This is a genomic window from uncultured Aquimarina sp., assembly GCF_947492965.1.
Taxonomy (GTDB): Bacteria; Bacteroidota; Bacteroidia; order Flavobacteriales; family Flavobacteriaceae; genus Aquimarina.
On the sequence record NZ_CANLOZ010000004.1, the window covers coordinates 547,483 to 574,085 of the forward strand.

Annotated in this window: 22 protein-coding genes and 1 riboswitch; of the genes, 13 read left to right on the forward strand and 9 right to left on the reverse strand. The window is 34.3% G+C overall.

What is annotated here, in order from left to right; genetic code table 11:
- Positions 1-22: 22 nt before the first annotated feature.
- Positions 23-670: a diphthine--ammonia ligase gene (locus Q1B37_RS13535; RefSeq protein WP_299899290.1), complete on the forward strand. Its 648-nt coding sequence runs from the start codon at positions 23-25 to the stop codon at positions 668-670.
- Between the two features lie 11 nt (positions 671-681).
- On the opposite strand, the gene cobC is transcribed toward Q1B37_RS13535, so the two are convergent.
- From cobC to Q1B37_RS13560, 5 genes are read right to left on the reverse strand one after another with little or no spacing between them, the layout of a single operon-like run.
- On the reverse strand, positions 682-1,200 hold the full coding sequence (gene cobC, locus Q1B37_RS13540) for an alpha-ribazole phosphatase (protein WP_299899292.1): 519 nt from the start codon (positions 1,198-1,200) through the stop codon (positions 682-684).
- Positions 1,182-1,946, reverse strand: coding sequence for an adenosylcobinamide-GDP ribazoletransferase (locus Q1B37_RS13545; RefSeq protein ID WP_299899294.1), 765 nt, complete (start codon positions 1,944-1,946; stop codon positions 1,182-1,184). The genes cobC and Q1B37_RS13545 overlap by 19 nt, the downstream gene beginning before the upstream one ends.
- Positions 1,947-1,966: 20 nt before the next feature.
- On the reverse strand, positions 1,967-2,302 hold the full coding sequence (locus Q1B37_RS13550; RefSeq protein WP_299899296.1) for a hypothetical protein: 336 nt from the start codon (positions 2,300-2,302) through the stop codon (positions 1,967-1,969).
- Positions 2,303-2,306: 4 nt separating this feature from the next.
- Positions 2,307-3,344: a nicotinate-nucleotide--dimethylbenzimidazole phosphoribosyltransferase gene (gene cobT / locus Q1B37_RS13555; protein ID WP_299899297.1), complete on the reverse strand. Its 1,038-nt coding sequence runs from the start codon at positions 3,342-3,344 to the stop codon at positions 2,307-2,309.
- A gap of 1 nt (position 3,345) precedes the next feature.
- Positions 3,346-3,849 carry a bifunctional adenosylcobinamide kinase/adenosylcobinamide-phosphate guanylyltransferase gene (locus Q1B37_RS13560; RefSeq protein WP_299899299.1) on the reverse strand — a complete coding sequence of 168 codons (504 nt, stop codon included), beginning with the start codon at positions 3,847-3,849 and terminating at the stop codon, positions 3,346-3,348.
- Between the two features lie 82 nt (positions 3,850-3,931).
- Positions 3,932-4,230, forward strand: a riboswitch (cobalamin riboswitch).
- Positions 4,231-4,307: 77 nt separating this feature from the next.
- Here Q1B37_RS13560 and Q1B37_RS13565 point away from each other — a divergent pair.
- Positions 4,308-6,260 (forward strand): TonB-dependent siderophore receptor, encoded by a 1,953-nt coding sequence (locus tag Q1B37_RS13565; protein WP_299899302.1) that lies wholly within the window; start codon positions 4,308-4,310, stop codon positions 6,258-6,260.
- An 83-nt stretch (positions 6,261-6,343) separates the two neighbouring features.
- Here Q1B37_RS13565 and Q1B37_RS13570 read toward each other — a convergent pair whose 3' ends face one another.
- Positions 6,344-7,783 (reverse strand): S41 family peptidase, encoded by a 1,440-nt coding sequence (locus Q1B37_RS13570; protein ID WP_299899304.1) that lies wholly within the window; start codon positions 7,781-7,783, stop codon positions 6,344-6,346.
- Between the two features lie 138 nt (positions 7,784-7,921).
- On the opposite strand from Q1B37_RS13570, the gene Q1B37_RS13575 reads away from it, so the two are divergent.
- From Q1B37_RS13575 to Q1B37_RS13590, 4 genes are all read left to right on the forward strand, one after another.
- A complete protein-coding gene (locus Q1B37_RS13575; protein ID WP_299607209.1) occupies positions 7,922-8,431 on the forward strand; it encodes an RNA polymerase sigma factor in 510 nt (169 codons plus the stop codon).
- Entirely contained in the window at positions 8,418-8,906 is a 489-nt protein-coding gene (locus tag Q1B37_RS13580; protein WP_299899306.1) for a hypothetical protein, read from the forward strand. Before Q1B37_RS13575 ends, Q1B37_RS13580 begins: the two co-directional genes overlap by 14 nt.
- A 46-nt stretch (positions 8,907-8,952) precedes the next feature.
- Positions 8,953-9,486, forward strand: coding sequence for a DUF4252 domain-containing protein (locus Q1B37_RS13585; protein ID WP_299899308.1), 534 nt, complete (start codon positions 8,953-8,955; stop codon positions 9,484-9,486).
- Between the two features lie 94 nt (positions 9,487-9,580).
- The gene (locus Q1B37_RS13590; RefSeq protein WP_299607214.1) at positions 9,581-10,138 is read left to right on the forward strand and encodes a DUF4252 domain-containing protein; all 558 of its coding nucleotides are present in this window, start codon (positions 9,581-9,583) and stop codon (positions 10,136-10,138) included.
- 101 nt (positions 10,139-10,239) lie between these two features.
- Here the strand turns inward: Q1B37_RS13590 and purB are convergent, their stop codons facing one another.
- The 3 genes from purB to Q1B37_RS13605 all read right to left on the reverse strand — a co-directional run bounded on the left by purB (position 10,240) and on the right by Q1B37_RS13605 (position 13,100).
- Positions 10,240-11,583, reverse strand: coding sequence for an adenylosuccinate lyase (gene purB / locus Q1B37_RS13595; protein WP_299899310.1), 1,344 nt, complete (start codon positions 11,581-11,583; stop codon positions 10,240-10,242).
- A 200-nt stretch (positions 11,584-11,783) separates the two neighbouring features.
- The gene (locus tag Q1B37_RS13600; protein ID WP_299607217.1) at positions 11,784-12,335 is read right to left on the reverse strand and encodes an adenylosuccinate lyase; all 552 of its coding nucleotides are present in this window, start codon (positions 12,333-12,335) and stop codon (positions 11,784-11,786) included.
- A 78-nt stretch (positions 12,336-12,413) separates the two neighbouring features.
- The gene (locus tag Q1B37_RS13605) at positions 12,414-13,100 is read right to left on the reverse strand and encodes an NAD-dependent deacylase (RefSeq protein WP_299899312.1); all 687 of its coding nucleotides are present in this window, start codon (positions 13,098-13,100) and stop codon (positions 12,414-12,416) included.
- Positions 13,101-13,694: 594 nt separating this feature from the next.
- Between Q1B37_RS13605 and Q1B37_RS13610 the strand changes: the two genes are divergently transcribed.
- The 7 genes from Q1B37_RS13610 to Q1B37_RS13640 form a co-directional block, all read left to right on the forward strand.
- A complete protein-coding gene (locus Q1B37_RS13610) occupies positions 13,695-14,435 on the forward strand; it encodes a LytTR family DNA-binding domain-containing protein (RefSeq protein ID WP_299607219.1) in 741 nt (246 codons plus the stop codon).
- A gap of 608 nt (positions 14,436-15,043) precedes the next feature.
- Complete coding sequence (locus tag Q1B37_RS13615; protein ID WP_299899314.1) at positions 15,044-15,226, forward strand: hypothetical protein; 183 nt, start codon at positions 15,044-15,046, stop codon at positions 15,224-15,226.
- 739 nt (positions 15,227-15,965) lie between these two features.
- The gene (locus Q1B37_RS13620; protein WP_299899316.1) at positions 15,966-16,124 is read left to right on the forward strand and encodes a hypothetical protein; all 159 of its coding nucleotides are present in this window, start codon (positions 15,966-15,968) and stop codon (positions 16,122-16,124) included.
- Between the two features lie 107 nt (positions 16,125-16,231).
- A complete protein-coding gene (locus tag Q1B37_RS13625; protein ID WP_299899317.1) occupies positions 16,232-18,280 on the forward strand; it encodes a sensor histidine kinase in 2,049 nt (682 codons plus the stop codon).
- 102 nt (positions 18,281-18,382) lie between these two features.
- Positions 18,383-19,054 carry a response regulator gene (locus tag Q1B37_RS13630; protein ID WP_299607222.1) on the forward strand — a complete coding sequence of 224 codons (672 nt, stop codon included), beginning with the start codon at positions 18,383-18,385 and terminating at the stop codon, positions 19,052-19,054.
- A 432-nt stretch (positions 19,055-19,486) separates the two neighbouring features.
- Entirely contained in the window at positions 19,487-19,651 is a 165-nt protein-coding gene (locus Q1B37_RS13635) for a hypothetical protein (protein WP_299607223.1), read from the forward strand.
- A 1,043-nt stretch (positions 19,652-20,694) separates the two neighbouring features.
- Positions 20,695-26,603: VCBS domain-containing protein (locus tag Q1B37_RS13640; protein ID WP_299899319.1), on the forward strand; the 5,909-nt coding region annotated here is incomplete at its 3' end.

Here is a 26,603-nt window from a genome sequence, read left to right on the forward strand (position 1 = left end):
TTGTACAACTTAATTTTTAGATATGTCTTTTTTATGTTCCTGGAGTGGGGGAAAGGATAGTTGTTATGCGATGCATATGGCGATAAAAGAAGGGTATTCTCCATCTGTTTTATTAAACGTATTGAATGAGTATGGTGATCGATCTCGTTCTCATGGAATTCCAAAAGAGATTCTAAAAGCGCAAGCTAATGCGATGAGCCTTCCAATTCATTTTTTTGAAAGTAGTTGGGGTGATTATGAGCGTCTGTACATTGAAAATTTACAATCATTGGCCAAAAAATATAGTTTGCAATCTGCTATTTTTGGTGATATCGATATCGAATCGCATCGTCAATGGGAAGAAAAAGTATCGAATGCAGCAAACCTAAAAGCGATATTACCCATTTGGCATCAGCCCAGAAAACAATTGGTTTTGGATATGATAGTGTATGGTATTGAAGCGATCATTGTTTCTTGTAATAATGATCTGGGTTCTGATTATTTAGGAAGAGCGATTGATCAAGAACTTATTCAGGATTTAGAATCTTTGGGGGTTGACGCTTGTGGCGAAAATGGAGAATATCATACCCTGGTTGTTAATGCACCACTTTTTAAGGAAAAGTTAAACGTACAAGTTGTAGAAAAAGAAACTTCTTCTAATTACAATTTTGCCAAGTTGGAGTTGGTATAAATTGATACTAATTAAATTTTTACAACTTCTCCGTATTCTAATTTAATACTAAAAGAATCTTTTAAGGCTATTTTTTGCAAATGAGAAAGTAATGCTCTGATAGGTCCGGCATGAGATATAATGACTGTTTTTTCATCGGCATTAGAGGATAGATTTTTATAAAAGTCAAGAACTCTCTCTTGGAGCATTACATATGATTCTCCGTTGGGAACAGGAACATTTACAAAATCTTCCATCCATGGATTCAGCTCTTTTTTAGAGATATCATCCCATGCTTTTAATTCCCAATTACCAAAATCTAATTCTTGTAGTCTCATATCAAATATTATGGGAAGATTAAAACTTTCCGCAAGTAGTTTGCATCTTTTTAGCGGACTACTGTAGACTTTTGTAATTTCTTTTAGCGGGAGTTTGGTATGAATTTCGGATACTTCAGCGTCAAAACTATCAGTAACATCCAGATCACTTTGTCCGTAGCAGATTCCTTTTTCTATGTTTGGGGTAGTATGTCTTACCAAATATATTTCCATAATACGATAATACTTAGATAAAAAACCACTTCACTCAATTGTTGCACCGCACCAGCACAGTCTCCTGTTTGGCCTCCGATCCATTTTTTAAATTTAGCAGCTAGAAACATTTTAGAAATGTACATGGGTATAATCGCTAAACATATTAATGGATTAAAGAAAAACACGAGTGGAAGGATTCCAAACAATGTACTAAATAATAACATTGATAAGCTCATGCTCTTAGCAGCAGGTTTCGCTTTGCTATCTTCCGTATCTCTGACATAAGGATGTGTGTAAATTAAAGTAGTCGCTATAAAACGACTAAGACTATGACCAGAAATTAAAATTAGCGGTATATAGGATGTTTCAGTTTCTCTTAATGCAGAAAATTTAATAGCGAGAACCAATAAAATTCCAACAGTACCATAGGTACCTAATCGCGAATCTTTCATGATAAGAAGGATCTTTTCTTTGGTCCAACCACCACCAAAACCATCACAAACATCAGCAAAACCATCTTCATGAAAAGCTCCCGTGGTATAAATGGTACTCGCCATAGATAATAACAAGGCAATTTCTGTAGAAAACAACAAGGAAAAACCATAGAAGACAATAGCTCCAATACCACCAACAAGTATTCCTACTAAAGGGAAATACTTAGAACTTTTCCGTAAATACTCTGGATCATGATTTACCCATTTTGGGCACGGAATTCTAGTAAAAAACATCAGAGCTGTGAAAAATATATGGATTTCTTTCTTCATGAAATAACTCTTAGGTTTTGTTACGAATTGATTGCTGTTGTTATATTTTGAGAAAAGTACTTCCAAAAAGGAATAAAAGCAGCAATACATAAGACTATCGCTAGCAGTATTCCCAAGATTCCTATTTTATGTTTTTTTAAGGTAGCGATGACACCAAGATATATACTTAATAAAGAAAGGCTAACCGTTACCATTTTGAATAATCTGGTAAACGAAACAAGATCATTAATAAAAATAAATCGAATTTCTTTTCCGGTGATTAAATTATACTGTATTTCATGCATTTTTACATGGTATTTATATGCAAAGAAAAAACCAACCAAAGCAACGAGTATGGATAAAACACCTTTTTTCACTTCGTTAAGATTCTGAAGTGTTTACAGATGCTTCTTCGAAGCTAGCCATGTTGTTTAGAAAAGCGATGGCAGAAGTTATTATTGGGTACGCTACAGCAGCTCCTGTTCCTTCTCCTAATCGCATGCCAAGATGAATTAGCGGCTTTTTTTCTAGAAAGTTTAGCATTTTCTGATGACCTTGCTCATTAGAAGTGTGTGCGAAAATACAGTAATCTAATACATTTTCATACACGGCATTAGCAGCCAATAATGCAGCTGTAACGATGAATCCATCTATAAGAATAGTCATTTTTAATTCGGCAGCTCTAAGAATAGCACCTGTTATCATTGCAATTTCAAACCCTCCAAAAGTAGCCAATGCTTCATTTGCTGATGCTGGTTTATATTTTTGAAAAACTGATTGCAGAACCGCTTGTTTTTTCTTTTTAGCATCTCCCTGAATTCCTGTTCCGGCTCCTACACATTCTTCAATGGATATTTTTGTAAAATAAGACATGAGTAATGCTGCAGCAGAAGAGTTTCCGATTCCCATTTCACCAAATCCGATAATATTACATCCATCATTATAAACCTCGGTTACCAAAGAAGCTCCCGTTTGTATAGCTTTGCAACATTCATCGCGAGACATTGCAGGTTCGTTCTCGTAATTATTAGTACCATATGCAATTTTAGCATCAATTAGTCCTTCTATTTGATCAAAGTCATGGTTTACGCCAGCATCTACAATTTTAAGATCAATATGATGTTGATTACAAAAGGCATTGATAGCAGCGCCTCCATGTAAGAAGTTGTATACCATTTGTTGTGTTACTACCTGTGGATAGGGATTTACTTCTCCTTTTTCTGCAATACCATGATCTCCGGCAAAAACCAAAATTGTTGGTTTATTAAGGCTGGGGGCACTAGTTTGTTGGATAAGCCCTATTTGTAATGCAATTTTTTCAAGAATACCTAATGAACCTACTGGTTTGGTTTTCAGATTAATTTTATGTTGAATCTTGTTTTCTAAGGACTTATCTAGAGGTGTTATGGTAAAATTCATGTTATTTTATTTTTACAGGTATGCCAGAAACCATTAAAATGGCGTGATCAGCATGTTTGGCAATATGTTGATTCATCCAACCCTGAAGTTCTGTGAATTTTCTTCCTATTTCTGTGGTTGCATGAACTCCCATTCCTATTTCATTAGAAATGATTATAATATTCGCTTCTATAGTAATGAGTTTATTAAATTCTTTTTTTGCCTGTTCAAGGGATATTTCGATGTCATTTTTGGTATCTACAAAGAAATTCGTAAGCCATAGAGTTACACAATCAATAACTACAGTAGTATTTTTATGAATCACTTTAGAGAGTTCTTTTTCCTCTTCAATAGAGGTCCAGACATCACTTCGATCCGCAATATGTCGATCGATTCGTTTTCTATGATCACCATCCCAAACTCTGGAAGTTGCTATGTAAACTGGTTTTTTGGAAAGTTCTAATGCTAGATTTTGTGCATAGCTACTTTTTCCAGAACGTTCTCCACCAGTGATGTAGTACAACATTTTCTAAGGCTTTAGAGTGCGCAAAGATACTAGTATTATCAATTTATTTGTTAAAGTGGATGCAATTTCAGAGAAATATAATACATTCGCGCAGAATTTTGGTTTTGATACGCTTTACTAGCGTAGAGAATTAAAAGGGAATCAGGTGAACTGAAATACGAATGTAGCATTACGAATTACGATTTCTGTCATAATTATCGTATGTCTCACATCTCATATTATAAATCAGCATTCCTGAGCTGTTCCCGCAACTGTGAGCTTAGTCCGTCAAAGGCGGATGCTTGTTGTTAGTTCTTTTAACCACTGTTTCGATAAACTCGGAATGGGAAGGTAGACAACAAGACGCGAGCCAGGAGACCTGCCAGAATTCGATATGTCAAACTTTCGGGATAGAGGTTTTGGTATGGGTAAACTACATACTTTTTTCCGGTAATTGTAAACAATAAGTCATTTAGGAAATGAACAAAAAAGTGTTTTTTGGGGCTGCACTCGTATTCATGGCATCCCAGGTTGTTTCTGCACAACAAACAACAGAAGAAGAAGAAGTAAATGAATTAGAGGAGGTTGTCATCTCTGATTCAAAATTTAATCTAAAAAGAGAACAGAGTGGTAAGGTAATTACTAAGATTGGTTCTAAAGAATTACAGCGTAGTCAAGGACAATCAGTAGCAACTGTTTTAAACAGAGTTGCAGGGGTTTTTATCAATGGTAGTAATAATGCGGCTGGAGAACCATTAGGGGTTTCTATTCGTGGAGGTCGTAATCGACAAGTAGTGATTAGAGTGGATGGTGTTACAGTAAGTGATCCTACCTCTTCTGCAGGAGATTTTGATCTACGATTATTATCTACTAATCAAATAGAATCTATTGAGATTCTAAAAGGAGCTTCGAGTACTTTATATGGATCCGGAGCAGCAACAGCAGTAATTAATATTACCACAAAATCTGAGAGTAAAGATGCGATTGCTGCACAATTCTCTTCTACAATAGGTACCAATCAGTCACAGGATGATCAGGATTATGATATTAATGAGTTTGTAAACTTTGCGTCTGTTAACGGAACGATTGGAAAAGTAAGTTATTTAGGGAGCTTATCTCATCAATCTACAGATGGTTTATCCGCTGCCGAAAATCCTTTAGAATCGACTACTGGAGAAACATTTGAAAGCGATGCTTATAATAAGTTTAATGTATATGCAAAACTTGGGTATCAATGGAATAAGAATTTTAGATTTCATTTTTTTGGAAATTTAGATCAGTATAAAACAGATTTTGATGGTGGGGCTGGTTTAGATGCTGATAACCAATTTACCAGTAGACAATTAAGAGGAGGAAGTTTTTGGGAAGCCAAGTATCCTAATGGTAGCTTTACTTTTGTAGATAGCTATGCGTTGGTGGATAGAGAGTTTATCTCTGGTTTTCCATCTAGATACGAAGGTAAAATCTATACCTTCGATGCTTATAATAAATATAACTTTAAGAACACATTATATACGGTTATTGGAGCCAATGGTTCTTACAGTGATTTTAATCTGTTTAGCATTCCTTTTGGAAGTACAGATTTCGAACAAACTATAAATGACAATGAAGCTGATTTTGATATTATCGATCCTTATATCAACTTAGTGTATGTTTCTAAGTTTGGTTTAAACGTGAATGCGGGAGCACGATTAAATATCCATAGCGCCTACGGAAATCATTTGGTATATAACATTAACCCATCATTTACCTATACGTTCGGAGGAAATTATATCAAGGGATTGGCGTCTTATAGTACGGCATATATTACACCTTCCTTGTTTCAACTATATGATACAGCTTTCTTTAGTGGAAATCCAGATTTAGAACCGGAAGAGAGTACTACATTAGAAGGAGGAATCGAATTTTCTCACCAGAAAAAGGCTACGATTAGTGTAGTATATTTTGATAGAACATCCGAAAACTTCATCACTTTTGACCCTAATACTTTTGTAAATTTTAATTCACCAGAAGATATAGAAGTTAATGGAATCGAAGTGGAAGCTAGCGCATTGTTATTAGACGATAAATTATCAATAAATGCTAACTATACCTATACTAATATTGATAAATTAGAAAATAATATTAGGATACCAGAAAACACTTTACAAGCGACTGTAGGATATCAGCTATCTACTAAATCGTTTACATCTTTAAGCTATCAACTAAATAGTAAACGAAATGATACTTTCTTTAATCCAGTGACATTTACTTCGGATCCAGTAGAACTAGATGGTTACGGAATTTTAGATTTTTATATCAGCCATCAGTTAATGGATAATTTAAGTATCTATGCAGCGATGAATAATATTACCAATGAAGAATATCAGGAGATTTTTGGATTTAGTACGAGAGGTAGAAATGCCAGAATAGGTTTTAATCTTACTTTTTAAGAAAAGACATTATATTATTTAAACTAAAAAACTCAAGTCGCTAAGACTTGAGTTTTTTAGTTTTTATATGGAGACAAATATATTTACTCCCTCGTATTGTTGTCGATAGTTTTGTACATTCTCTGGTAATTAGGAAGTGTCATTTTACTTTCTCCGATAGTCTCTAGGGTAAGACTTTTAGTATTTGCACTAATTCTGTTACCTAGAATATTATCAATAGCAGCTTTTAATAGCGGTTCGTTTGGATCTCCCAAAGTACCTAAATTAGAAAAGTCTTCGGCAAGTTCGATTTCAGGAGTAAATCCTCCAAAATAATCTGTAAAACCTACAGAGTTTAATGATCTTAGGACTAGCGGTTGCATAGCGTAGGTATGGCCAGGATTGGCACCATTACGACCAAAATTGTCAGAATCATATAACGTAATCGATGCCTGAAATTTACCTCTTGTTGTTGTCCCTACTTGTATTACATTAATATAAGGATCTAATCCATTAATTAATAATTCGCTGGCAGAAGCAGAGCTTCTACTTGTTAATACGTATAATCTGGTTAAGTTTAAGCTGTTAATTCCAGCTCCTGTTCTTATGGTATTGTCAAATAGATTTGTTCCTCCAAATTGTGGTTGTCGATCTTCGTTCCATTCTTCTGTAGAAAACACCTGACCGCTAAATTGTCCCGTTATCATACTTGCTAGATCGATTGCTGAGGTTACAGAACCACCACCATTATATCGCAAGTCTAATATTAGATCTGTTACATTATCCGCAGCTAATTGTCCAAAAGCATTATTTAATTGCTCATCAAAATCTCCGGTAAATCCATTGTACATAAGATAACCTACTGGGTTTCCACCAACATCAATAGTAGTTGAGATCAATACTGGATTTTCCGTGTACTGCACTTTCGTTAAAGAAACAGAAGTACCAGTTGGTGTTACATTGTCTCCATCAAAAGTCGCTAAACCAATAGTATAGGTATCTGGATTTAGTAAAGCACTAAAATTTTGATCTGTGATTTGTGTACCGTCTATAGTATTAAAAACATCTCCTCTTTGTACACCTTTGGCTTCAGCATCTGTTCCTGGTAATACGTAACGAACATATCCAAACACATTAGAAGCATCATTTGGGTAACGTACCAGACCAAATTCCATTCCGTTATTTCTAGTAATACCATCAAATGCCTGTTCGAGTGCTACAAAATCATCTACTAAAAAGCTAAATTCGTCTACATCAACTCCACTAGCAGGATCTACTTCTTGCGTTCTAAGCGCTGCAAAAATAGCTTCAGGAGAAGAAAATCCTCCTAAAAAATCTGAATATTCCTGGTTCGAAGAAAATCGATCATTCGCTAAATCATCTACATCTGCTTTATATAAATAGAAAGTATTCATGCCTTTCCAGATAAAATCATTAATTTCTACAACACCTGCCAGACCTGGAACATCATCATTATCATCAAAACAACTAGTAAGTATACTTCCGAATAGAAGCATTACGATCACATACTTTAAAATTTTCATATACTTTTTTTATTTATATAACCCTAAAAATAGGGACTTTATTATAATTTTAAAAAATTGTGTAACAAATTATAGAGGTAGTCGTCTCCCTAATATAAAGCTAACATAGAAAGCTTTGTAACCACCAACCAACGAAATATGAAGGAAAGAGCATTTATAACGCTTACTAATGGTTTTAAAGACAAGCTGTATAGGTTGGCTAAAAGATTGTTGGTGAGTAATGAAGAGGCAGAAGATGCTACGCAAGAAATTTTATTAAAGCTATGGCGAAATAAATCTAAAATGGCTGAATATAAAAATGTAGAAGCATTTGCCATGACGATGACCAAAAACTATTGCTATGATAAATTAAAAGCAAAAGAAACTGGGAATTTAAAAATTGTTCATAGCAATTATAAAGATGAAAGACCTTCGTTGCAAAGAGAAGTAGAAGCTAAAGATAGTTTGGAGTGGGTCGGTAGAATCATGGATGGTTTACCAGAACAACAACGAATGATCGTGCAACTAAGAGATATAGAACAATATGATAATGCAGAAATTGCAGAAATGATGGAAATGAACGAAACTGCAGTTCGTGTAGCCTTATCAAGAGCAAGAAAAACAATACGACAAGAATTATTAAAAAAACACAATTATGGAGTTGTCTAACATAGAAAAATTACTGGAGAAGTATTTTGAAGGAGAAACGACCCTTTCTGAAGAAAAAGAATTAAAGGTTTATTTTACCGGAGAAAGTGTGCCGTCGCATTTGGAGAGATACAAGGATTTGTTTCAGTTTTTTTCTGATGAAAGCCAAGTAACTGCAAGTTCAGAGGTAAGTTTGAAAACCAATTCGTCCAAAGTTCCATGGTATACCTGGATAGGAGTAGCTGCATCAATAGCTTTAATTGTGGGGCTATTTATAAAAGATATTCCTGCGGGAGCCGATCACGAAGGTGTGTATGGTACTTATGATGATCCAGAGATTGCATTACAGAAAACCAAAGAAGCCCTCGATTTGGTTGCTCGTTTAATGAATGAGGGTAAAAAGGAATTAGTGTACCTGAATGAGTTTGACAATGCCAAAAAAGAACTGGTATATATCAATGAGTTCGAAAACACTAAAAATAAATTAATAAAATAAACACGAATACTATTTCCCGATAGGGAGTCTTAAAAATGAATTAATTATGAAAAAGTTTGCAATAATATTAGTAGCAGCATTAGTACCATATTTATCTATTGCACAAAGCAATTTTGATAAGTACGAAGATATGAACGATGTATCCTCTATAGTGGTAACAAGTAAAATGTTTAAATTGTTAAGTAAGATCGATCTAGAAAGCAATGATCCAGAAATTAAAGATTATGCAAATCTGGTAAAGAACATTAAGAATATTAAGGTTTTTGTTACAGAGAAGAACGAAATAGGTCAGAAAATGAAAGCCGATGTGCAAAAGTATCTTAGTAGTACTTCATTAGATGAACTGATGCGTTTTAAGAGTGATGGAAAAAATGTAAAGTTCTATTCTAAGCCAGGTAAGAATGATAATTTCGTTACAGAACTCTTCATGTTTATGGAAGGTATGGAAAACGATGGAGGTCCTAATACAGTAGTAATGACCATTACAGGAGATATAGATCTTAGACAAGTTTCTAAAATCGCAGATCATTTAAATGTTCCAGGAGGAGAAGAGCTTAAAAAGGTAAATAAGAAAAATTAAACTTATACAATTAGTTTATGTTACACAAGCTTCTTTAGATACGATTATCTAAAGAAGCTTATCATCAATCAATCAACCATTAAAACCAAATAAAATGAAAAATATTAGTAAGCTTATTCTTGTAGTTTGCGGGTTACTATACATTAGTTGTGGTAATGACCAATCATTACAAAAGTATTTTATCGATCATCAAGGAGATAAGGACTTTGTTGCTGTAGATTTAGCGACCAGCCTATTGGATGCCAGAACGAGAAAGGTAAATCTTTCTGATGACGAAAGAGCAGCATTAGAGAGTATTAAGAAGGTTAATTTTTTAGCGCTACCGATCAAAGAAGATAAAAGCGAAACCAAAACGAGGTTTGAAGAAGAAAAAACTAAGATCAATTCGATTTTAGATGCCGAAAAATATGAAACACTTATGAGATTTGGTTCTAATGGAACAAAAGCGGTATTAAAGTTTGAAGGAGAAGAGGATAATATCGATGAAATGATCGTATTCGCATCTAATAAAGAACGCGGTTTAGCGCTGGTAAGAGTGTTGGGAGATGATATGAAACCAGCAAATATTGCTAAACTAATGAATGCAATAGATAAAGGAGACGTAGATATAGGTGCTATTAAAGATATTATAGGAGAGGTTAATATTAACTAATCGTATAGTTTTTAAGATATAAAAAAAGCTTTGACGTATCGTCAAAGCTTTTTTCTTTTTTATCTAATGTAAGTTTTTGTTTGAAAACCTATTATTGTCAATTATATTCCAGTATAATTAGCTGGAGTTATCACTTTTAATTCGGATTTAATATCGTCTGAAACTTCTAGTGTTTCAATAAAGTTTGCAATAGAGTTTTGATTGATAGCTTCATTGGTTCTGGTTAATCCTTTTAAAGCCTCGTAAGGATTAGGATATCCTTCTCTTCTTAAAATGGTCTGTATAGCTTCTGCCACAACAGCCCAATTGTTTTCGAGATCTTGAGCAAACTTTTCTTCGTTCAGTAATAACTTGTTCAATCCTTTTAACGTAGCCTGAAAAGCAATTAAGGTATGTCCAAAAGGTACTCCTACATTTCTTAATACAGTACTATCTGTTAAGTCGCGTTGTAGTCTACTTACTGGTAGTTTAGAGGCTAGATGCTCAAACAATGCATTAGCAATACCAATATTACCTTCGCTGTTTTCAAAATCTATAGGATTTACTTTGTGCGGCATCGCAGAAGATCCTACTTCGCCTTTTTTGATTTTTTGCTTAAAGTAATCCATAGAAACATAAGTCCATACATCTCTATCCAAATCCAGGATAATTGTATTGATACGCTTAAGTCCATCAAACAACGCTGCCATATGGTCGTAGTGCTCGATCTGAGTTGTTGGAAAAGAATGATGCAATCCTAGTTTCTCCTGTACAAAACGAGTGCCAAATTCTTTCCAGTCGATAGCTGGGTACGCTACTTTATGGGCATTGTAGTTTCCGGTAGCACCACCAAATTTAGCGGCACTCGGAATATCGTTTAACAAATCAAACTGCGCTTCTAATCGAGTTACATATACCTGAAATTCTTTTCCTAATCGGGTAGGAGAAGCTGGTTGTCCGTGTGTTCTGGCTAGCATGGATACATCAGACCACTCTTCTACTAATGATTTTAGTTTTGCTACTAATTCTAAGTAATGAGGAATGTATACATCTCCAATAGCTTCTTTTATACTTAGTGGTATCGCAGTATTGTTAATATCCTGAGATGTTAGTCCAAAGTGGATAAACTCCTTGTATTCTTGTAAACCTAGCTGATCGAATTTTTCTTTAATAAAATATTCAACAGCTTTTACATCATGATTGGTTACCTTTTCAATATCTTTTATAGCCTGAGCATCTTCTGTAGAAAAGGCTGTATAAATGGCTCTTAATTTTTCAAAAACCGAAGTGTCTATACCCTCTAATTGTGGTAATGGTATTTCGCATAAAGCGATAAAATATTTGATTTCTACCAGTACACGATATTTTATTAAAGCTTCTTCACTAAAATAAGCGCTTAATGATTGTGTTTTAGAAGCATAACGACCATCGATGGGTGATATAGCTTGTAATGGAGTTAAAGACATGACTTTGTTTTTTTGAAAGCTGCAAAGATAATTGATTTCGTGAGTAATTACGATGTAACCGGTTGGATTTTTTTGGTTTTGAAATTAGTTGTTAGTGGTTGGCAGTTAGTGGTTAGCTGTTAGTGGTTAGTGATTCTCGTCCAATTCCTGAAACCTACGACCTCATACCTCATGCCTAACACCAACAACCATTAACTAAACTACAACTTTTTCAGAATCATACGGGATCTGGCTTTGTAAGCAGCGCTGCCTTGATGGTAATTATTTTCTAAGGTGACTTTTAATTCTGGGTGAACCCAATCAAACTCAGTACCCAATAGATATAAACTAGTCATCGAATACGCTTTGGCGGCTACTTTTTGATCAGAAATCAACCAATCAAAACAAGCTTCTGTTATTTTTTCTCGATAAGGTGTGGTTAGTGATTTTTGTACAATAGGATTTTTTTCTTTGTAATACGCAAGAATAAGGTATTCACAAATTTTTGCCATAGGTCGCACTGCTGGATGTTGATATACCTTTGGTAATATTTCGGTAAAACTATCCAGATAAGGGAGTATAGCATCTAATCTTTTCTTACATAAAAATTCTAATCCCCAGGATGCTCTACAAGAAATTTCGTCATCTACCTGATGGCAAATCGCTAATAACTGCGGTAACAATTCCGGATTGTCCAAAATAAGATTGGCAAAATAGTTTCGCTGTTCTCTGGAATGATTGGTCTTTCTTATGTTTTCCTCTAAATCGATCATTAGATTTTTGAGTTTTCCTATATAGAAGGAGGTGATTTACGATAATATTTACTTAGAACGGTTGATCGCATTATATGATTAGTTAAAATTTTGTACAAGTTCTTCTACAACTTTAGGAACTCCTACAGTTGCTTTTTCCGCTAAAATCGTAAGATTTTCGTTGGGTGCTATAGCTGGTTTTGGGTCTATAAAATAAATAGGAGTACCAGCAGGTGCATATTGTAATAAGCTTGCCGCAGGATATACTTGCATAGAAGTACCTATAATCATAAGAATATCTGCTTGTTCTGTAATGTCAATCGCCTTTTCTAGCATCGGGACTTCCTCTCCAAACCATACGATATGTGGACGTAGTTGAGAATTGTGTTCACAAAGATCTCCTAGATGCAGATCGTTTTTCCAATCTAACACCAGGTTTTCATCAAATTGACTACGTACTTTTAATAATTCGCCATGCAAATGTACTACATTGCTGCTTCCAGCACGTTCATGGAGATCATCTACATTTTGTGTTACAATAGTTACCTGATGTGTTTTTTCTAGAGCTACTAAAGCTTCGTGTGCCAGATTTGGCATTACGGTATGCAATTGACTACGTCTTTTGTTATAGAAATCTAATACTAATACAGGATTATTACTCCATCCAATAGGAGAGGCAACTTCCATGATGTCATGACCTTCCCATAATCCGTTTGCATCTCTAAAGGTGTTAATACCACTCTCGGCACTGATTCCTGCACCGGTAAGAACAACAACTTTCTTCATTCGTGATTTGTTTTTCTAAAACTATTTAAAATATTTGAATCCTTCTTTATGATCTCTTATTATTTTAAAATTAAATGATGGTTGATGGTTGATTTTCCTTGCGAACTGAGGTGTCACATCGAGCTTGTCGAAATGCTCTTGAACTTTGATAATGTATGATGACATCTCCCTTGATTCTTCTTCAAAGAGGAAAGTTAAAAATACATTGGATTTTTAGTTTCTTAATATCTCATTATCAATAATATTACTGTAGTTTGGAGCTGGATATTTATGATAATATCGTTCTACGGTATCAGAAAAATATAAAATATGGTATAAATACTTGTAAACTTTATTTTTTTTAGGTCATATATACTAAGGTATCTCTTTTTGCGTTTAGAGATTCTAAACCCCCAAAACCGACGATATGCAAATTATTTCGATCAAAGATTTCTCCTTAATCCCTGATATCCTTAGGATTCCGTATTAATATTGCGGTTTTACCGTAACCAAGATATAAGTAAAAAACCTAACTTGTAATCAGTAAATGTGTACAATTTTTTTTGAATACGAACAGTATTTAATGACCAACGCTAACCTTTAATTGTTTACCTCATGAAATACCCTTACATCATTATTGATAATGATCAGAATTCTGCACGCAAAATTCAGATCGCTCTCGAAGATCACAATGATTATATGTGTACTGGAATTGCTGAAAATGAGCAAGAGGCGTTGGACTTGATTTTAGAAAGAAAACCAAGATTAGTTTTCTTAGAACCGGAAGTACCGGGAGTTCAATCGTCTACCACGAAGTATAATCTATTATCAGAACTTACAAAGTATATGACAAACCTACCCGAGTTTGTTATTATTACAAAAACTACAGACTATGCTATCGAAGGTATACGTAATCGTGTACTGGATTATATCCTGAAACCTTTATCTAAAAGCGACCTTATCAAAACCGTTCTTAGATTTGAGAAGGATTTTGAAGAGGTTACTACGGATAACACCTTGTGTTTTAAGTCGTATGGAGATTATCGTTTTGTAAATATCGATGATGTTCTGTATCTAAAAGCAGATAACAACACTACCGATTTTATCATGAGTAATGGTAATAAGGTTGAAGCTTTTAAGACCTTAAAACATTTTCAGAATTTATTGCCAGATCATTTTGTGCGAATTCATAATAGTTACATTATCAATACAAAATATGTATCTAGAATACATTTTGGGAAAGCTAAATGTGCTATTAAAAACACAAGTGATATGATTCCTTTTTCTAAATCTTACAAAACCAATGTAGAAGAGATTAAGGATACCTTAGCAAAGAATAGTATTCTTTATGTGTAGTGCGTGATGTTGTTTATGATAGATTTAATAAACAAATAATCACACTGCAAACCCAATGAAAATTGAAACCTTTTATCATCTTATAATGATTGGAATACCTTATAAGATGATGAAATAGAGAGAATTAAAATTCTCGCTTTATTGTAAAACCCCGTTAGTTGGTTATTACATACAAAAAGAATCAAAAAAAATGTACATCAGATGAACTCATTGCTTTTTGTAATATCTAGTAAATGTGTATAAGAGCAGTCAGTTGTTTTATTTATTTTTAGATCACACAAATATCTTACTTGTAATAAAACGCAAGTCAGGACCTCCTCGCCACAGCGAGGAGGTTTTTTTGTTTTAATAGCTTCTTGTTGTCAGTCTGAGCCTGTCGAAATGCTCTCGAACTCTGTTTCATGTTTCATAACATCTCCCTCCAATCCCTCTTCAAAGAGGGAAGCTTTTAAGTCTCCCTTTGAAGGGAGATTTAGAGGGATGTTGCAGGAGAGTAGAAGCGTTGGAGAGAGATGGATGTTTTTTTGAGGTATAAGACAAAATTATAGCTTGTGAAAGATCTATAAATTCCCTATGTTTAAGCAATGATAAACATAAAAAGTAAAAACATGAAAAAAACAAAAATGGTATTTGCGTCTATGATGTTAATGCTTGGTTTAATGGCTACTCCTTACCAATCGTATGCTTTAGAAGATGGTGAGGAAGAGGTTTGTCACGATGGTGATGATTGTCCGTATTCGGAAGAACCTAGTGTATGGGATAAAATAGTCGCTTGGTGGGATGCTTTATAAGTAGAACTAGAAGTATAAAAAACCGATTCTTTTTAGAATCGGTTTTTTTATACAATAAACCTAATAAACATATTAATTCGATAAGAATCAATCAACTACCTATATGTATTGTTTTATTTGATAAATTCCCTACCTACTTGTAAGGTTTTTATACAAGATAGGGCGAAAATGTGTGGGGATTTTTTCTAACAAACTTGAAACTAAACCCTTACAGTATAATGAGGGAATTTTCTTATTTAATTTTGGGGAAATCATCTAACTACTTCTTTTTCAACGAAGAAGCTTTTGTGGTTTTAGATTCTTTAGCTTCTTTGGATTTACTGGATTTTTGTTTTTTTTAAGTTTTTTTTAGGTAAATTTTACGGCAAATCCACTAGTAATCCATTTCTTACATATTCCTTGTTTTTTAAAAATCGGTCATTCACTCGTGTAATTGACCCATCTACACCGTACAGGTATCCATCCACTAAACACACCTTAATATATTAGGCGCGAGGGGGCAATCTCCCTACATTTGTAGTGTACAATTAAGGTTATCAACCTATTACACATTTACTAAAGGATATACAGAGAGAAATCTAAGTATGCCGCTGGCCAGCGAAATCCTTACAAAACAGAAACCAAGAAAACGAAAGTTTGATTGCACTAAACAAAACAAAAAAAGTTTAGAAAAGGAAAAATTTTAATAAACAACAAATAACAACCAGAATAAGATATTAATTATAAAAGATAAACCGTTATGAAAGCTATAAAAACTATATTCGCAGTATTATTCGTAAGTTCAATGTTCATCGCTTGTGAGTCAGACAGTATCAATGAAGAGGTAGGAATCGAGGATATTAATGTGGAGTTAAATTCGAGTGAAGATGAATCTGAAGACGTACAGCCAGGATCATAATCAACTATTATACAGAAAAAAAATAAGGAGAAGATGTCACAACGTCTTCTCCTTATTTTTTTTCTGTATAATATTTATTAATTTTAAAGTTCTAATGTATGAATTTTATGAATTTTTTGATTAAACGTATTTTTTATTTCTTGCTTTTTATTCTATTTAATTCTTGTGATTATAACAACGACTTAAAAGAGGAAGATTTAAAGGTTAATATGATAGATGAGGCTATCTCTGGATCGCGTATAAAATCAAAAAGTGTTGAAGAAAGAAAAAGTGATTTAAAAAATGCTTATGGAGTCATTAGCACACTTCCTGATGGTATAGAGAAAGTAAATAAGCTTCGTGAAATATCAATAGAATATTATAAATTAAAGGATCAAGAAAAGTTTATAGATTTAAATTATAAGGCATTAAAAATGTCGACTGTAATTGGTGATTCTATTGGGTCAGCAAAAGCTTATGGCAACATAGGCATTTATTATAGAAATAGAGAATTGGATAGTGCGTACAAGAATTTTTATGAGGCTGATAAGATATATATGTCTTTGGATAATAGTGGGAATTATGATCCTTTAAAATATGCATTTGACCATGGAAAGGTACTGATTGATTTAGCAAAATTGTCACAAAAAGTAAAAGATTATGCGGAAAGCGAGGAATTAACTATAAGAGCAATTGAAAAATTTGAATCGTCTGGGAACTTAACTTATGTGCCACTTTCATATTCAAATCTGGGCACTGTTGCTAAATATTTAGGTAGATATGATGATGCAGTTGAATATCATCTTAAAGCCATAGAGGCTGCTAAAAATACTCCTAAAGACACATTGTATGCTACGGTATCATATAACAATATAGGTACCGTTTATAAATCTCAAAAAAAATATAAAAAAGCAAAAGAGTTTTACGATGAAGGATTGGCTTTTGAAAGTTTTCTTGCCAAAAAACCAAAGCGATATGCTAGATTGTTAGATAATCTAGCTTATGTAAAATTTCTATCTAATAATGATGATGATGACGTATTGTTTTTATTTAATAAGGCCCTGAAAATCCGTGATAGTGTAAATGATCTAGTTGGTATTGCTACTAATGCATTACATCTAGCAGAATATCATCATTCTAGGGGAAATGATAGTGTAGCATTATATTATGGTGAGAGGGCAAGAATAACTTCTGAACAAATGGATAACAATATTGAATTATTAAGATCGTATCAACTTTTGTCTGAAATTTCAGACAGTAATGTTGGTTTGAAATATGCCCAGAAGTACATAAGACTTAACGATAGTATAGTGAATGATGAGAGAGCGTTTAGAGATAAATTCGCTCGGATTCGTTTTGAAACCGAAGAAAAAGTTGAAAAAATAGCTCAGATTAGCCGAGAAAATCAATATTTAATCTTTGCTATTTTAGGATTGTCGGTTTTATTTTTACTGGGATATGTAATCTTTAGACAGCAACAGAGCAATAAAGAGCTACTCTTCGAGCAAAAACAGCAACAATCCAATCAAGAAATTTATCGATTACTACTTAGCCAGCAGCTAAAATTAGAAGAAGGGCGTAAGATGGAGCAACACCGTATGTCCGAAGAGCTGCATGATGGTGTGTTGGGTAGATTGTTTGGGGTGCGATTAAGCTTAGACGGGATTAATCAGCGCGCTAATGATGGATTTACCGATGCTAGAAATAAATATATAGAAGAACTTAAATCTATAGAACGAGAAATAAGATTGATTTCACATGATTTGGGTACTGAAACTTTATCGCCAGATATTGCCTACGTAGATGTAGTAGAAAGTTTGGTAAGTGATCTGTGCACGGTACATAAAATGGAGTTTGAGTTTGCGAATGATGAAAACATTGATTGGGAAGTAGTAGATGATCAGAAAAAAGTAAATCTATTCCGTATTATACAGGAGTCGCTGCAGAATATATTTAAACATGCAAAGGCAAAAAGCGTAAAAATAAACTTCGATTATGTGGATGATAAAATAAATCTTACTATTTTAGATGATGGAATCGGATTTAAAAGCAGTAAGGTAAAAAGAGGAATTGGTTTAAAAAATATTACATCCAGAGTTACCCAGATGAATGGTGTAGTAGATTTTATTAGTAATCAGGATGCAGGTACCAAAGTATCTGTAGGTATACCAATTTAATTAATGTAAATGTTGTCATATCCACTTACTGAGTATACTATAAATGTTTTATTGTAGTTACATAAGTAACCAGATAGGATAACAACTGACAAAATTTTAAAAATGAAGAAAAAGTTAAAAGTTCTTATGATTGATGATCATCCTATGATTATCGAAGGATACAAGAACACCTTATTAGGAGAAAACCAAAAAGAATACCAAATCAAAATCGATATCGCATCCAATTGTGATGATGCATATCAGAGTATTCTAAAATCTTCTAAAACGACTCCTTATGATATGCTTTTTGTAGATATTAAGTTGCCACCTTCTTCTGATGGTTCTATTACCTCTGGAGAAGATCTGGCAAAACATGCTAAAGAGTTATTGCCAAAAGCAAAAATTATTATCCTAACGATGCATAGAGAGGATCATAGGATTCATAATATATTAAAGAACATAAATCCTTCTGGTTTCTTAATCAAGAGTGATCTTACTTCTGCAGAGTTATTATTAGCATTTAATAATATCGTGAGTGGTACTCCGTATTATAGTGCTACGGTAAATAATCATTTTAGAAAAATGATGACCAACAACTTCTCACTAGATGAGAAAAATCTTAAAATTTTATATCACTTATCTAGAGGTGTAAAGACTAAGAATTTACCGAACTATGTAAGTCTTTCATTAAGTGCTATAGAAAAGCGTAAGAATCAAATAAAGGAAATGTTCTCTATAGCTAAAGCTGATGATCAAAAATTATTAGAAGAAGCTCGTAAACGAGGATTCGTATAATAGAGAAATTTTTAAACAAATATAGAATAGAAGGGACAGCAATTGCTGTCCCTTTTTGTTTTCCCGAATGTTTGATTAACGGTTTTTGGTTTTTGATGTGAGGTTGTCTAATGCTAAAATAAGATACTTTAAAAGAGGTGGTACTTAGGGTTTTATGATAGGGGAAAAATCCCTTCATTTTTTAACAGTGTGTTAATCTCGTTGTTAACTGAGGTTTATCCGTAATAATATTTAATTTAAATAATTGTATTTCAATATATTTGATAAGAATTATAGGGGAATATATAATCTGATTCACACAAACTTTTTAATGTTTTTTTAGAGGTTATTAATTGCTTATTTAGTGATGGTAATCTTGCAGTTTTAATCAATTTCAGACGCAAGCTGAGAGTGTCTTAAAATGTTCTCAGATAACTATTTAATTTATGTAATATGAAAAAGTTAGCGAATTTAAAAAAAGTAAGTGTGTTAAGTAAAAGTATGCAAAGTACGATCCATGGTGGGGACTATGTGATGGCAAGTTGTAGTGATTATTGTCCAGGTACTGTTCAGGGGAACATTTTTACAGGACAATGTACTTGTATTACGGGAGAATAATAAAGGGCTATTATTCGATTGATTCCTAGATAAATTACTTTTAAGGCTTTCCAGTAGGAAGGCTTTTTTCTTTTCGGGATGTTTTAGATTTTTATAAGGGAAATTTCATATTTTTATATTTTAATATTTAAGGGAATATTTATTTTTATATACAAGTATTATTTCCCCTTATATTTATTTTGTGTTTTATGATTACGGTTTTTAAGTAAAAAAAATGAGGTTATTAATCTTTGATAATCAGTTAAATAGTTATAAATTTAAAATGTTAAAGTACATTAGTTGATTTGTTGTTAAAATTTAACATAAAATAATTAACAAATTAATTGAGCTATATGTTGCTGTTTTATGTGAATTAATTTGTTAGATTTAAGTGTTGATTTGCAACATTTTTTATAATCGCTTTTTAAAGACTTTTTTTGATGTGATAATTACTTTTTTAAACCATACGAATGCTAAAATATTTGTTCGTCGCAAGAGGAAAAATAAATACGATCTAAGATGCCTATGAAAATAATTACTCAAGCAGTAAAACATAATATATTCCACAATAAACTTATCGTCTTTTTCATAAGACGCACTACTAATATTCCTGTTTTTTTTAATGTTTTTCCTAATGAAGAGTTCCGATTTTTATCAGAGAAGGAACGGATAATGAAAGGGAAAACCACCTTCTTGTATAATGCTTTTTGGAGTAACTATATAAGGAAAAGGTATAACGCTATTACTTACCCCACATTTTTTATAAAGCAATTTAGTAAGTATACAAAGTTGCTTGTATTGTGTAACATCCTATCTAAACTAAATATGAAAACGATTGATCTATAGTAATTGGTAATTCAGCTACGTTAACTATCAGTTTTGTCGATAATTAAAAATCGTGATGATCCTTTTTGTTAGGTTTAGACAAGGAGAGAATGTTACAGGTCTACAGTATTTCTTATGAATATGTCTGTAGATATTAAAAATACCAGTAGAGAATAATAAACGAAATTTTGATGAATCAAGATTTTATTAAGGTAGATATTTAATAAAAAGAAGCTCCTATGCATAATTTGAAATGTAGTTCCACGATAGACAATTTTTCTATGGTAGACAAAAGAAATGTTTTACAAAAAGGATATAAGTGTAACATCACATACTTATGGATACTTGTGCTGGTTTTTTTTATGATAAAACCTAGTTCAGTCATTTCTCAGCAGAATCAACTTCCTTCAAGCGTGGAGGCCTATCAGGAGATATTTCCAAAAAATGAGATGGATTATGAGTTTAAGGGTCCTGTAATTTATCGTGGAGATGTTGGAGATGATGTGGATTTTGGTTCAGTTTTTTCTAACAACCCATTTGCTGCGAAATCACCAACAGATCCACCTACCTTAGATTTAGACGAATTTACTGCGGGTAATAATTTCGAATTTGATTTAGAACCCACAACGGGTAACGTTTTTCGCATTTCTCGTGGAAATGTGGCAATTACTTCAGATACAGGTACACTTTCTAGTGCTATCATTACCGTGAGTGGTAATGTGGACGCAAATGAACTTTTGGCTATTCCAGGAGATCCTGGACCAAATTTTGATTTATATGTCTTGGGTGCTACTAATACATTTACGTACGACAGAGGTGGAGGTATTGTTCTAGAAGTAGCACAAGTCGGAACCACTTTCACTATTACAGAAACTACAAATGACCCGATACCTAATAATGTGTTTGAAGATTTTATCGAGGTCATATTCTATGGGGATTTAACAGATCCGTATACAGAAGGAACAAGAACTATAGATGTTACATTAAATGATAGTACAGGAGGTTCTTCAACTTCACAGACGATTATAGAGGTAATAAGGATACCAGATGCTGTTGATGATAGTAATAGCATAGCAGCGAATTCGATGACTGCTGTAACAGGAAATGTATTAACTAACGATATAGATGATACACCAGGAGAGGTGTTGTCTGTTTCTGAAGTAAATGTATTTCCTGCTCAGGTAGGTGTTACGTATAGCACGTTGTACGGAACATTTACCATTCAATCTAATGGATCGTATTCCTATACAGTAGATACTACTAATCCAGCAGTTGCAGGATTGGTAAATGGAACGAGTTTGGATGATATTGTTGCATACACGGTAGAGGATCTTCAAGGGAATTTCGATTATGGTATTTTAACAATTACAATAAACGGAGTGGATGATCCCCCAACAGCTGTGGATGATGTAAATAGTGTAACGGTTAACGTACAGAACACAGCAAGCAGTAATCTGATTGAAGGTGATGGGGTAAATGGACAAGATCTATTAGATAGACCATTGTCTGTGTTGGTTTGGGAAACTGAATTTACAGATAATCAAACAGTAGGTGGGTTATCCAGAACAATTGATGGGATTACGTTGGATTTTACCTCTTCTGATTTAGGAGGAATGGGAACGGTTCTGGACTTACCTAATGGAATTCGTAACAATCAAAGTGTTTTAACTACCGCAACCAATGGTGGGCACACAGGATATTTAATATTTAGTATTAATTCTGCAATTAATCCTAATACAGATACATCATTACAAATCGATTTTGATCAGGAAGTTTTTAATCTAGGATTTTTAGTTACGGATATCGATTATTCTCAAGGTACCAGTTGGCAAGATCAGATGACCATACATGGATTTTTAAATGGAACCCCTGTTACTTATACAAATACTATTACCGGAGGTATTGTAGACGCAGGTAGCGACACTTACTATGGTACAGGTACTGCAATAACTTCGGATGCTACAGGAAATATTAATGTAGCTTTTGATGGACCTATTGATCAGTTGATCTTATCTTATAATTATGGACCTGATGTAACAGATGCGGATCCGGCGACGCAAATAGCAGGTATTTCGGATATTTTTTGGCAAGGAGATAATGGGGTTACGATTATCGTAATTAATGGAACTCCAGTAGTTGGTGCTACCACAGTAGCTACTACCTATGGTTTCGTTACCGTAAATCCTGATGGCACTTATACCTATACGGTAGATCCAACTAATCCTGCGGTGGCTAGCTTGTTAGTAGGGCAAACATTAATAGATACAATTCCATATACATTAGAAGATGCATTAGGAAGTACAGATGATGCTAACCTTATTATTACGATTAATGGATCAGCAGTGGATTCTGATATGGATGGAGAACCAGATTGGACAGATCTGGACGATGATAATGATGGTATATTAGATACCAATGAGTGCTATGTAAGTGATGTGCTTATAGGAACTCCAGATGGAGTAGAAGATGGTAATTTTGGCGTTGGATATTGGGATGCCGAGTATTATAGTGGTCATTTTGCTATTGCTGGTTCTACTTTTGGGAATAGTGATCAGAATAGTACATTAAATGGCTCAGTAGGTACTCCCACTTTTGTAGGAGAAGCGTATGTAGGAGGTAATTCTCTAAGTTTTACAGAATCTGGATCGTATGCTCAAACATCTCCAGGTGTTTTTGATACCAATTCCAGTACAGGTCTAGTGCCTCCTGGTTATGTAGGAACTAATGTAGATGATGTTGGATTCCAGCCCTATTATCAAACAATTTTTAAAAGAGTAGCAGATATAGATGGAACACTAACCTTCGGTGGTGCTGGATTTAGTGTAGACGATGTTTTTGAGCTTTTTATAAATGGAACAAGACAAGTCTTTGCTTCTTTTTGTTGTGGAGCTACCGATTCCCCAAATGATTCGTTTAGTTTTTCCGTAACAGCAGGAGATCAATTAGAAATTAGATATACAAACTTAGGCTTTGTGGGAAGCTTTCAGTTTAATTTAACATTAACTCCATCCTGTAATGTAGACCAAGATAATGATGGTATACCTAATGGTCTTGATTTGGATAGTGATAATGATGGGATTTATGATGTGGTAGAGGCAGGAGGAACTCAAAGCACTGCAGCAGGGCAAGAAGGAAGAGCAGATGATGACGATAATAATATAAATAATACATCAAGTAATGGTATCCCTACGAGTGCTGGTGGAGGATTAACTCCTACAGATACTGGGAGTAATGGCAGCTTGGATTACCTTACTTTAGATAGCGATAGCGATGGATGTAGTGATGCTAATGAAGCGTATGCAGATGCGAATGCTGATGGAGGAGATGGAGGAATTTATAATCCTGGAAATGCAGCAGCTGAACCACTGAGCGTCGGGGCGGGAACAATAGATGCTAATGGAGCTGTAGTTGCAGCTTCTTATGCGGATCCTGTGGATAGTGATAGTACAGGTGGATTGGATTATCAACAAATTGGAGGTCCAGATGGAGATGGAGATGGTATAGTAGATGCATGTGATGCTACGTTTGATGATATTGATGGTGATGGAGTAGGTGATATTGTGGATTTAGATGATGATAATGATGGTATTTTGGATACTGTTGAACTTGATTGTCCTACTGGTTTTGTAGATTTAGGACAGACCTTTACACAAGTTAGTACAGGATCTACAGGTTCTGCTTCAGGTACCGTAAATAATGTATATAATTATGGAGGAGTAACAGGAACATTTAACTTTCAAGTACTGAATAGTGCAACATGGAATGGAGGTATAAGTAGCACATCTAACGGAGCAATAACAGGGGATTATATAAATGCTCAACCTCAAAATACTAATTTCCCGGATGGAAGTTTTTATCCAGCTGATGCTGCTACAATCAGTGTTGCGGTGTATACATTTACTTTTGATCAACCGATTCTATTATCGGAATTTAAATGGGGTGGTATAGACAATTCTGATAGAGTAGATTTCTCGGCCTCATTAGGAGGAAATAATGTACCATTAACTATTACTAATATTAATATTCCTGGGGCAAACTTTTTCCAGACTAATGGTCCACAAACGGTAACAGGAACTAGCGGAGGAGCAAATGCACCGAATAATGCAGTTGGCGTGGCTTCTTTAGGAGCAATTGATTCAATAACTATAGTAGCAGGAAAATCCAATGGAAATGCTGGCAATGTAACCTTACAATTTTATGAATTTAGTTACTGCGTGGAAGTAGATACGGATAATGATGGTATTCCTGATTACTTAGACTTAGATTCCGATAATGATGGTATTTATGATGTTGTAGAAGCTGGTGGAACTCAAAGCAGTAGTACTGGACAAGAAGGAAGAGCAGATGACAATGATAATAATATAGATAATACTGGAAGTAATGGTATTCCAACCAGTGCAGGAAGCGGATTAACACCAACAGATACAGGTAGTAATGGAAGTTTGGATTACCAGACTTTAGATAGCGATAGTGATGGATGTACTGATGCAAATGAGGCCTATGCTGATGCTAATGCTGATGGTGGAGATGGAGGGATTTATAACCCTGGAAATGCAGCAGCTGAACCACTAAGTATCGGCGCGGGAACAATAGATGCCAATGGAGCAGTGGTAGCAGCTTCTTATACTGATCCAGAAGATGGTGATACCGATAGCACAGATGATTATCAACAAATTGGTGGTCCTGATGCTGATGGTGATGGAATTCCGGATGCTTGTGATGCAACTTTTGATGATGCTGATGGTGATGGAATAGGGGATGTTGTTGATCTAGATGATGATAATGATGGGATTTTAGATACTGTAGAATCTCCTTGTACTTTTGATTTAACAAATAGAAAGCTGGCACTCTTGTATGATAATACAGGAGGAAGTAATGTGGTTACTACTACAGATTCGGATTTCTTCTACGTAGCTTCAGTTTCGGATCAAATGTTTGGATCGGGTGTTAGTTATACTAATGATGCTAATAATACATCTGGAGGTTATATAGATTTACAAGGTGTGGATCAAGCGGATCTTGCTTCTGCAAAAGCTGATAATGATTATATTGAATATCAATTTACAACAAGTACAGAGCAGTTTCAAATAGCTCAATTATTCTTTTTTGGAGAGCCTGTAGGAATTCCTGCAGTAGATTATAGAACTGGATATTCTTATCAAGTAGAAATTTCTGATGATAATTTTGCTACGAGTTCAGTGTTATTTGATGAGGATGTAGTAACGACCTCTTCCTTTAGGTTTCCAGCAACTAATTTAATTACACTAGAGCCTGCTCAAAGATATACTATAAGGATGTTTGTATATGCAAACCCTGGTGCAAATGCTGGTTCAATTACTTTTGATAATGTCGCTTTTCAAGCCACCTTGTGTGAAAGAGAAGATTCTGATAATGATGGTATTCCAAATTATTTAGATTTAGATAGTGATAATGATGGGATCTATGATTTAGTAGAATCTGGACAACTGGATAATGGAGTAACGGATGCTAATAATGATGGAATTATTGATGGAAACACATTAGATTTTGGAGCTAATGGTTTGGCAAATGCTTTAGAGTCTGATGATACTTCTGCGGCAACAACTGCAAATCCTATTAGTACAGATACTGATGGTTTAGCTAATTATATTGATATCGATTCGGATGATGATGGTATAGTTGATAATATCGAGGGTCAGACAACAGGTGGTTATATTGCTCCTATTGTAGATGATCCGTTAACCCCATTGGTTGATGAATCCGATACAGATGGTAATGGAGTGAATGATGCTTATGACACCAATGGTACAGCTATCGATCCAGATTTGGCAGATGTAGACGGTACTGGTGGTGCGGACTATGTGGATACGGATGCTGATGGCGATGGTATTCCAGATGCTACCGAAGGGTATGATACCGATGGGGACAATATACCCGATACCTTACCGAGTGGTAATGACAGTGATGGTGATGGTTTAGATGATAACTATGATGTTGATGGTACGGCGACTACTGATGCTGGCGGCGCTACCAATGGAGGTACCTTACCAACAGACTTTCCTGATGATGACAATCCAGGAGATGATAGAGACTGGCGAGATCCATTAGATGCGGATGATGATGGTATTGCAGACAATATAGACGAAGATGATGACAATGATGGAATTCC

Coding starts and splice junctions, on each gene's coding strand:
- Q1B37_RS13615 (WP_299899314.1), top strand. CDS start 15,044: ATGAAAAAAACAAAAATGGTATTTGCGTCTATGATGTTAATGCTTGGT.
- Q1B37_RS13635 (WP_299607223.1), top strand. CDS start 19,487: ATGAAAAAGTTAGCGAATTTAAAAAAAGTAAGTGTGTTAAGTAAAAGT.
- cobT (WP_299899297.1), bottom strand. CDS start 3,344: ATGAATTTTACCATAACACCTCTAGATAAGTCCTTAGAAAACAAGATT.
- cobC (WP_299899292.1), bottom strand. CDS start 1,200: ATGGAAATATATTTGGTAAGACATACTACCCCAAACATAGAAAAAGGA.
- Q1B37_RS13585 (WP_299899308.1), top strand. CDS start 8,953: ATGAAAAAGTTTGCAATAATATTAGTAGCAGCATTAGTACCATATTTA.
- Q1B37_RS13610 (WP_299607219.1), top strand. CDS start 13,695: ATGAAATACCCTTACATCATTATTGATAATGATCAGAATTCTGCACGC.
- Q1B37_RS13580 (WP_299899306.1), top strand. CDS start 8,418: ATGGAGTTGTCTAACATAGAAAAATTACTGGAGAAGTATTTTGAAGGA.
- Q1B37_RS13625 (WP_299899317.1), top strand. CDS start 16,232: ATGAATTTTTTGATTAAACGTATTTTTTATTTCTTGCTTTTTATTCTA.
- Q1B37_RS13605 (WP_299899312.1), bottom strand. CDS start 13,100: ATGAAGAAAGTTGTTGTTCTTACCGGTGCAGGAATCAGTGCCGAGAGT.
- Q1B37_RS13560 (WP_299899299.1), bottom strand. CDS start 3,849: ATGTTGTACTACATCACTGGTGGAGAACGTTCTGGAAAAAGTAGCTAT.
- Q1B37_RS13630 (WP_299607222.1), top strand. CDS start 18,383: ATGAAGAAAAAGTTAAAAGTTCTTATGATTGATGATCATCCTATGATT.
- Q1B37_RS13575 (WP_299607209.1), top strand. CDS start 7,922: ATGAAGGAAAGAGCATTTATAACGCTTACTAATGGTTTTAAAGACAAG.
- Q1B37_RS13600 (WP_299607217.1), bottom strand. CDS start 12,335: ATGATCGATTTAGAGGAAAACATAAGAAAGACCAATCATTCCAGAGAA.
- Q1B37_RS13535 (WP_299899290.1), top strand. CDS start 23: ATGTCTTTTTTATGTTCCTGGAGTGGGGGAAAGGATAGTTGTTATGCG.
- purB (WP_299899310.1), bottom strand. CDS start 11,583: ATGTCTTTAACTCCATTACAAGCTATATCACCCATCGATGGTCGTTAT.
- Q1B37_RS13590 (WP_299607214.1), top strand. CDS start 9,581: ATGAAAAATATTAGTAAGCTTATTCTTGTAGTTTGCGGGTTACTATAC.
- Q1B37_RS13570 (WP_299899304.1), bottom strand. CDS start 7,783: ATGAAAATTTTAAAGTATGTGATCGTAATGCTTCTATTCGGAAGTATA.
- Q1B37_RS13545 (WP_299899294.1), bottom strand. CDS start 1,946: ATGAAGAAAGAAATCCATATATTTTTCACAGCTCTGATGTTTTTTACT.
- Q1B37_RS13565 (WP_299899302.1), top strand. CDS start 4,308: ATGAACAAAAAAGTGTTTTTTGGGGCTGCACTCGTATTCATGGCATCC.
- Q1B37_RS13620 (WP_299899316.1), top strand. CDS start 15,966: ATGAAAGCTATAAAAACTATATTCGCAGTATTATTCGTAAGTTCAATG.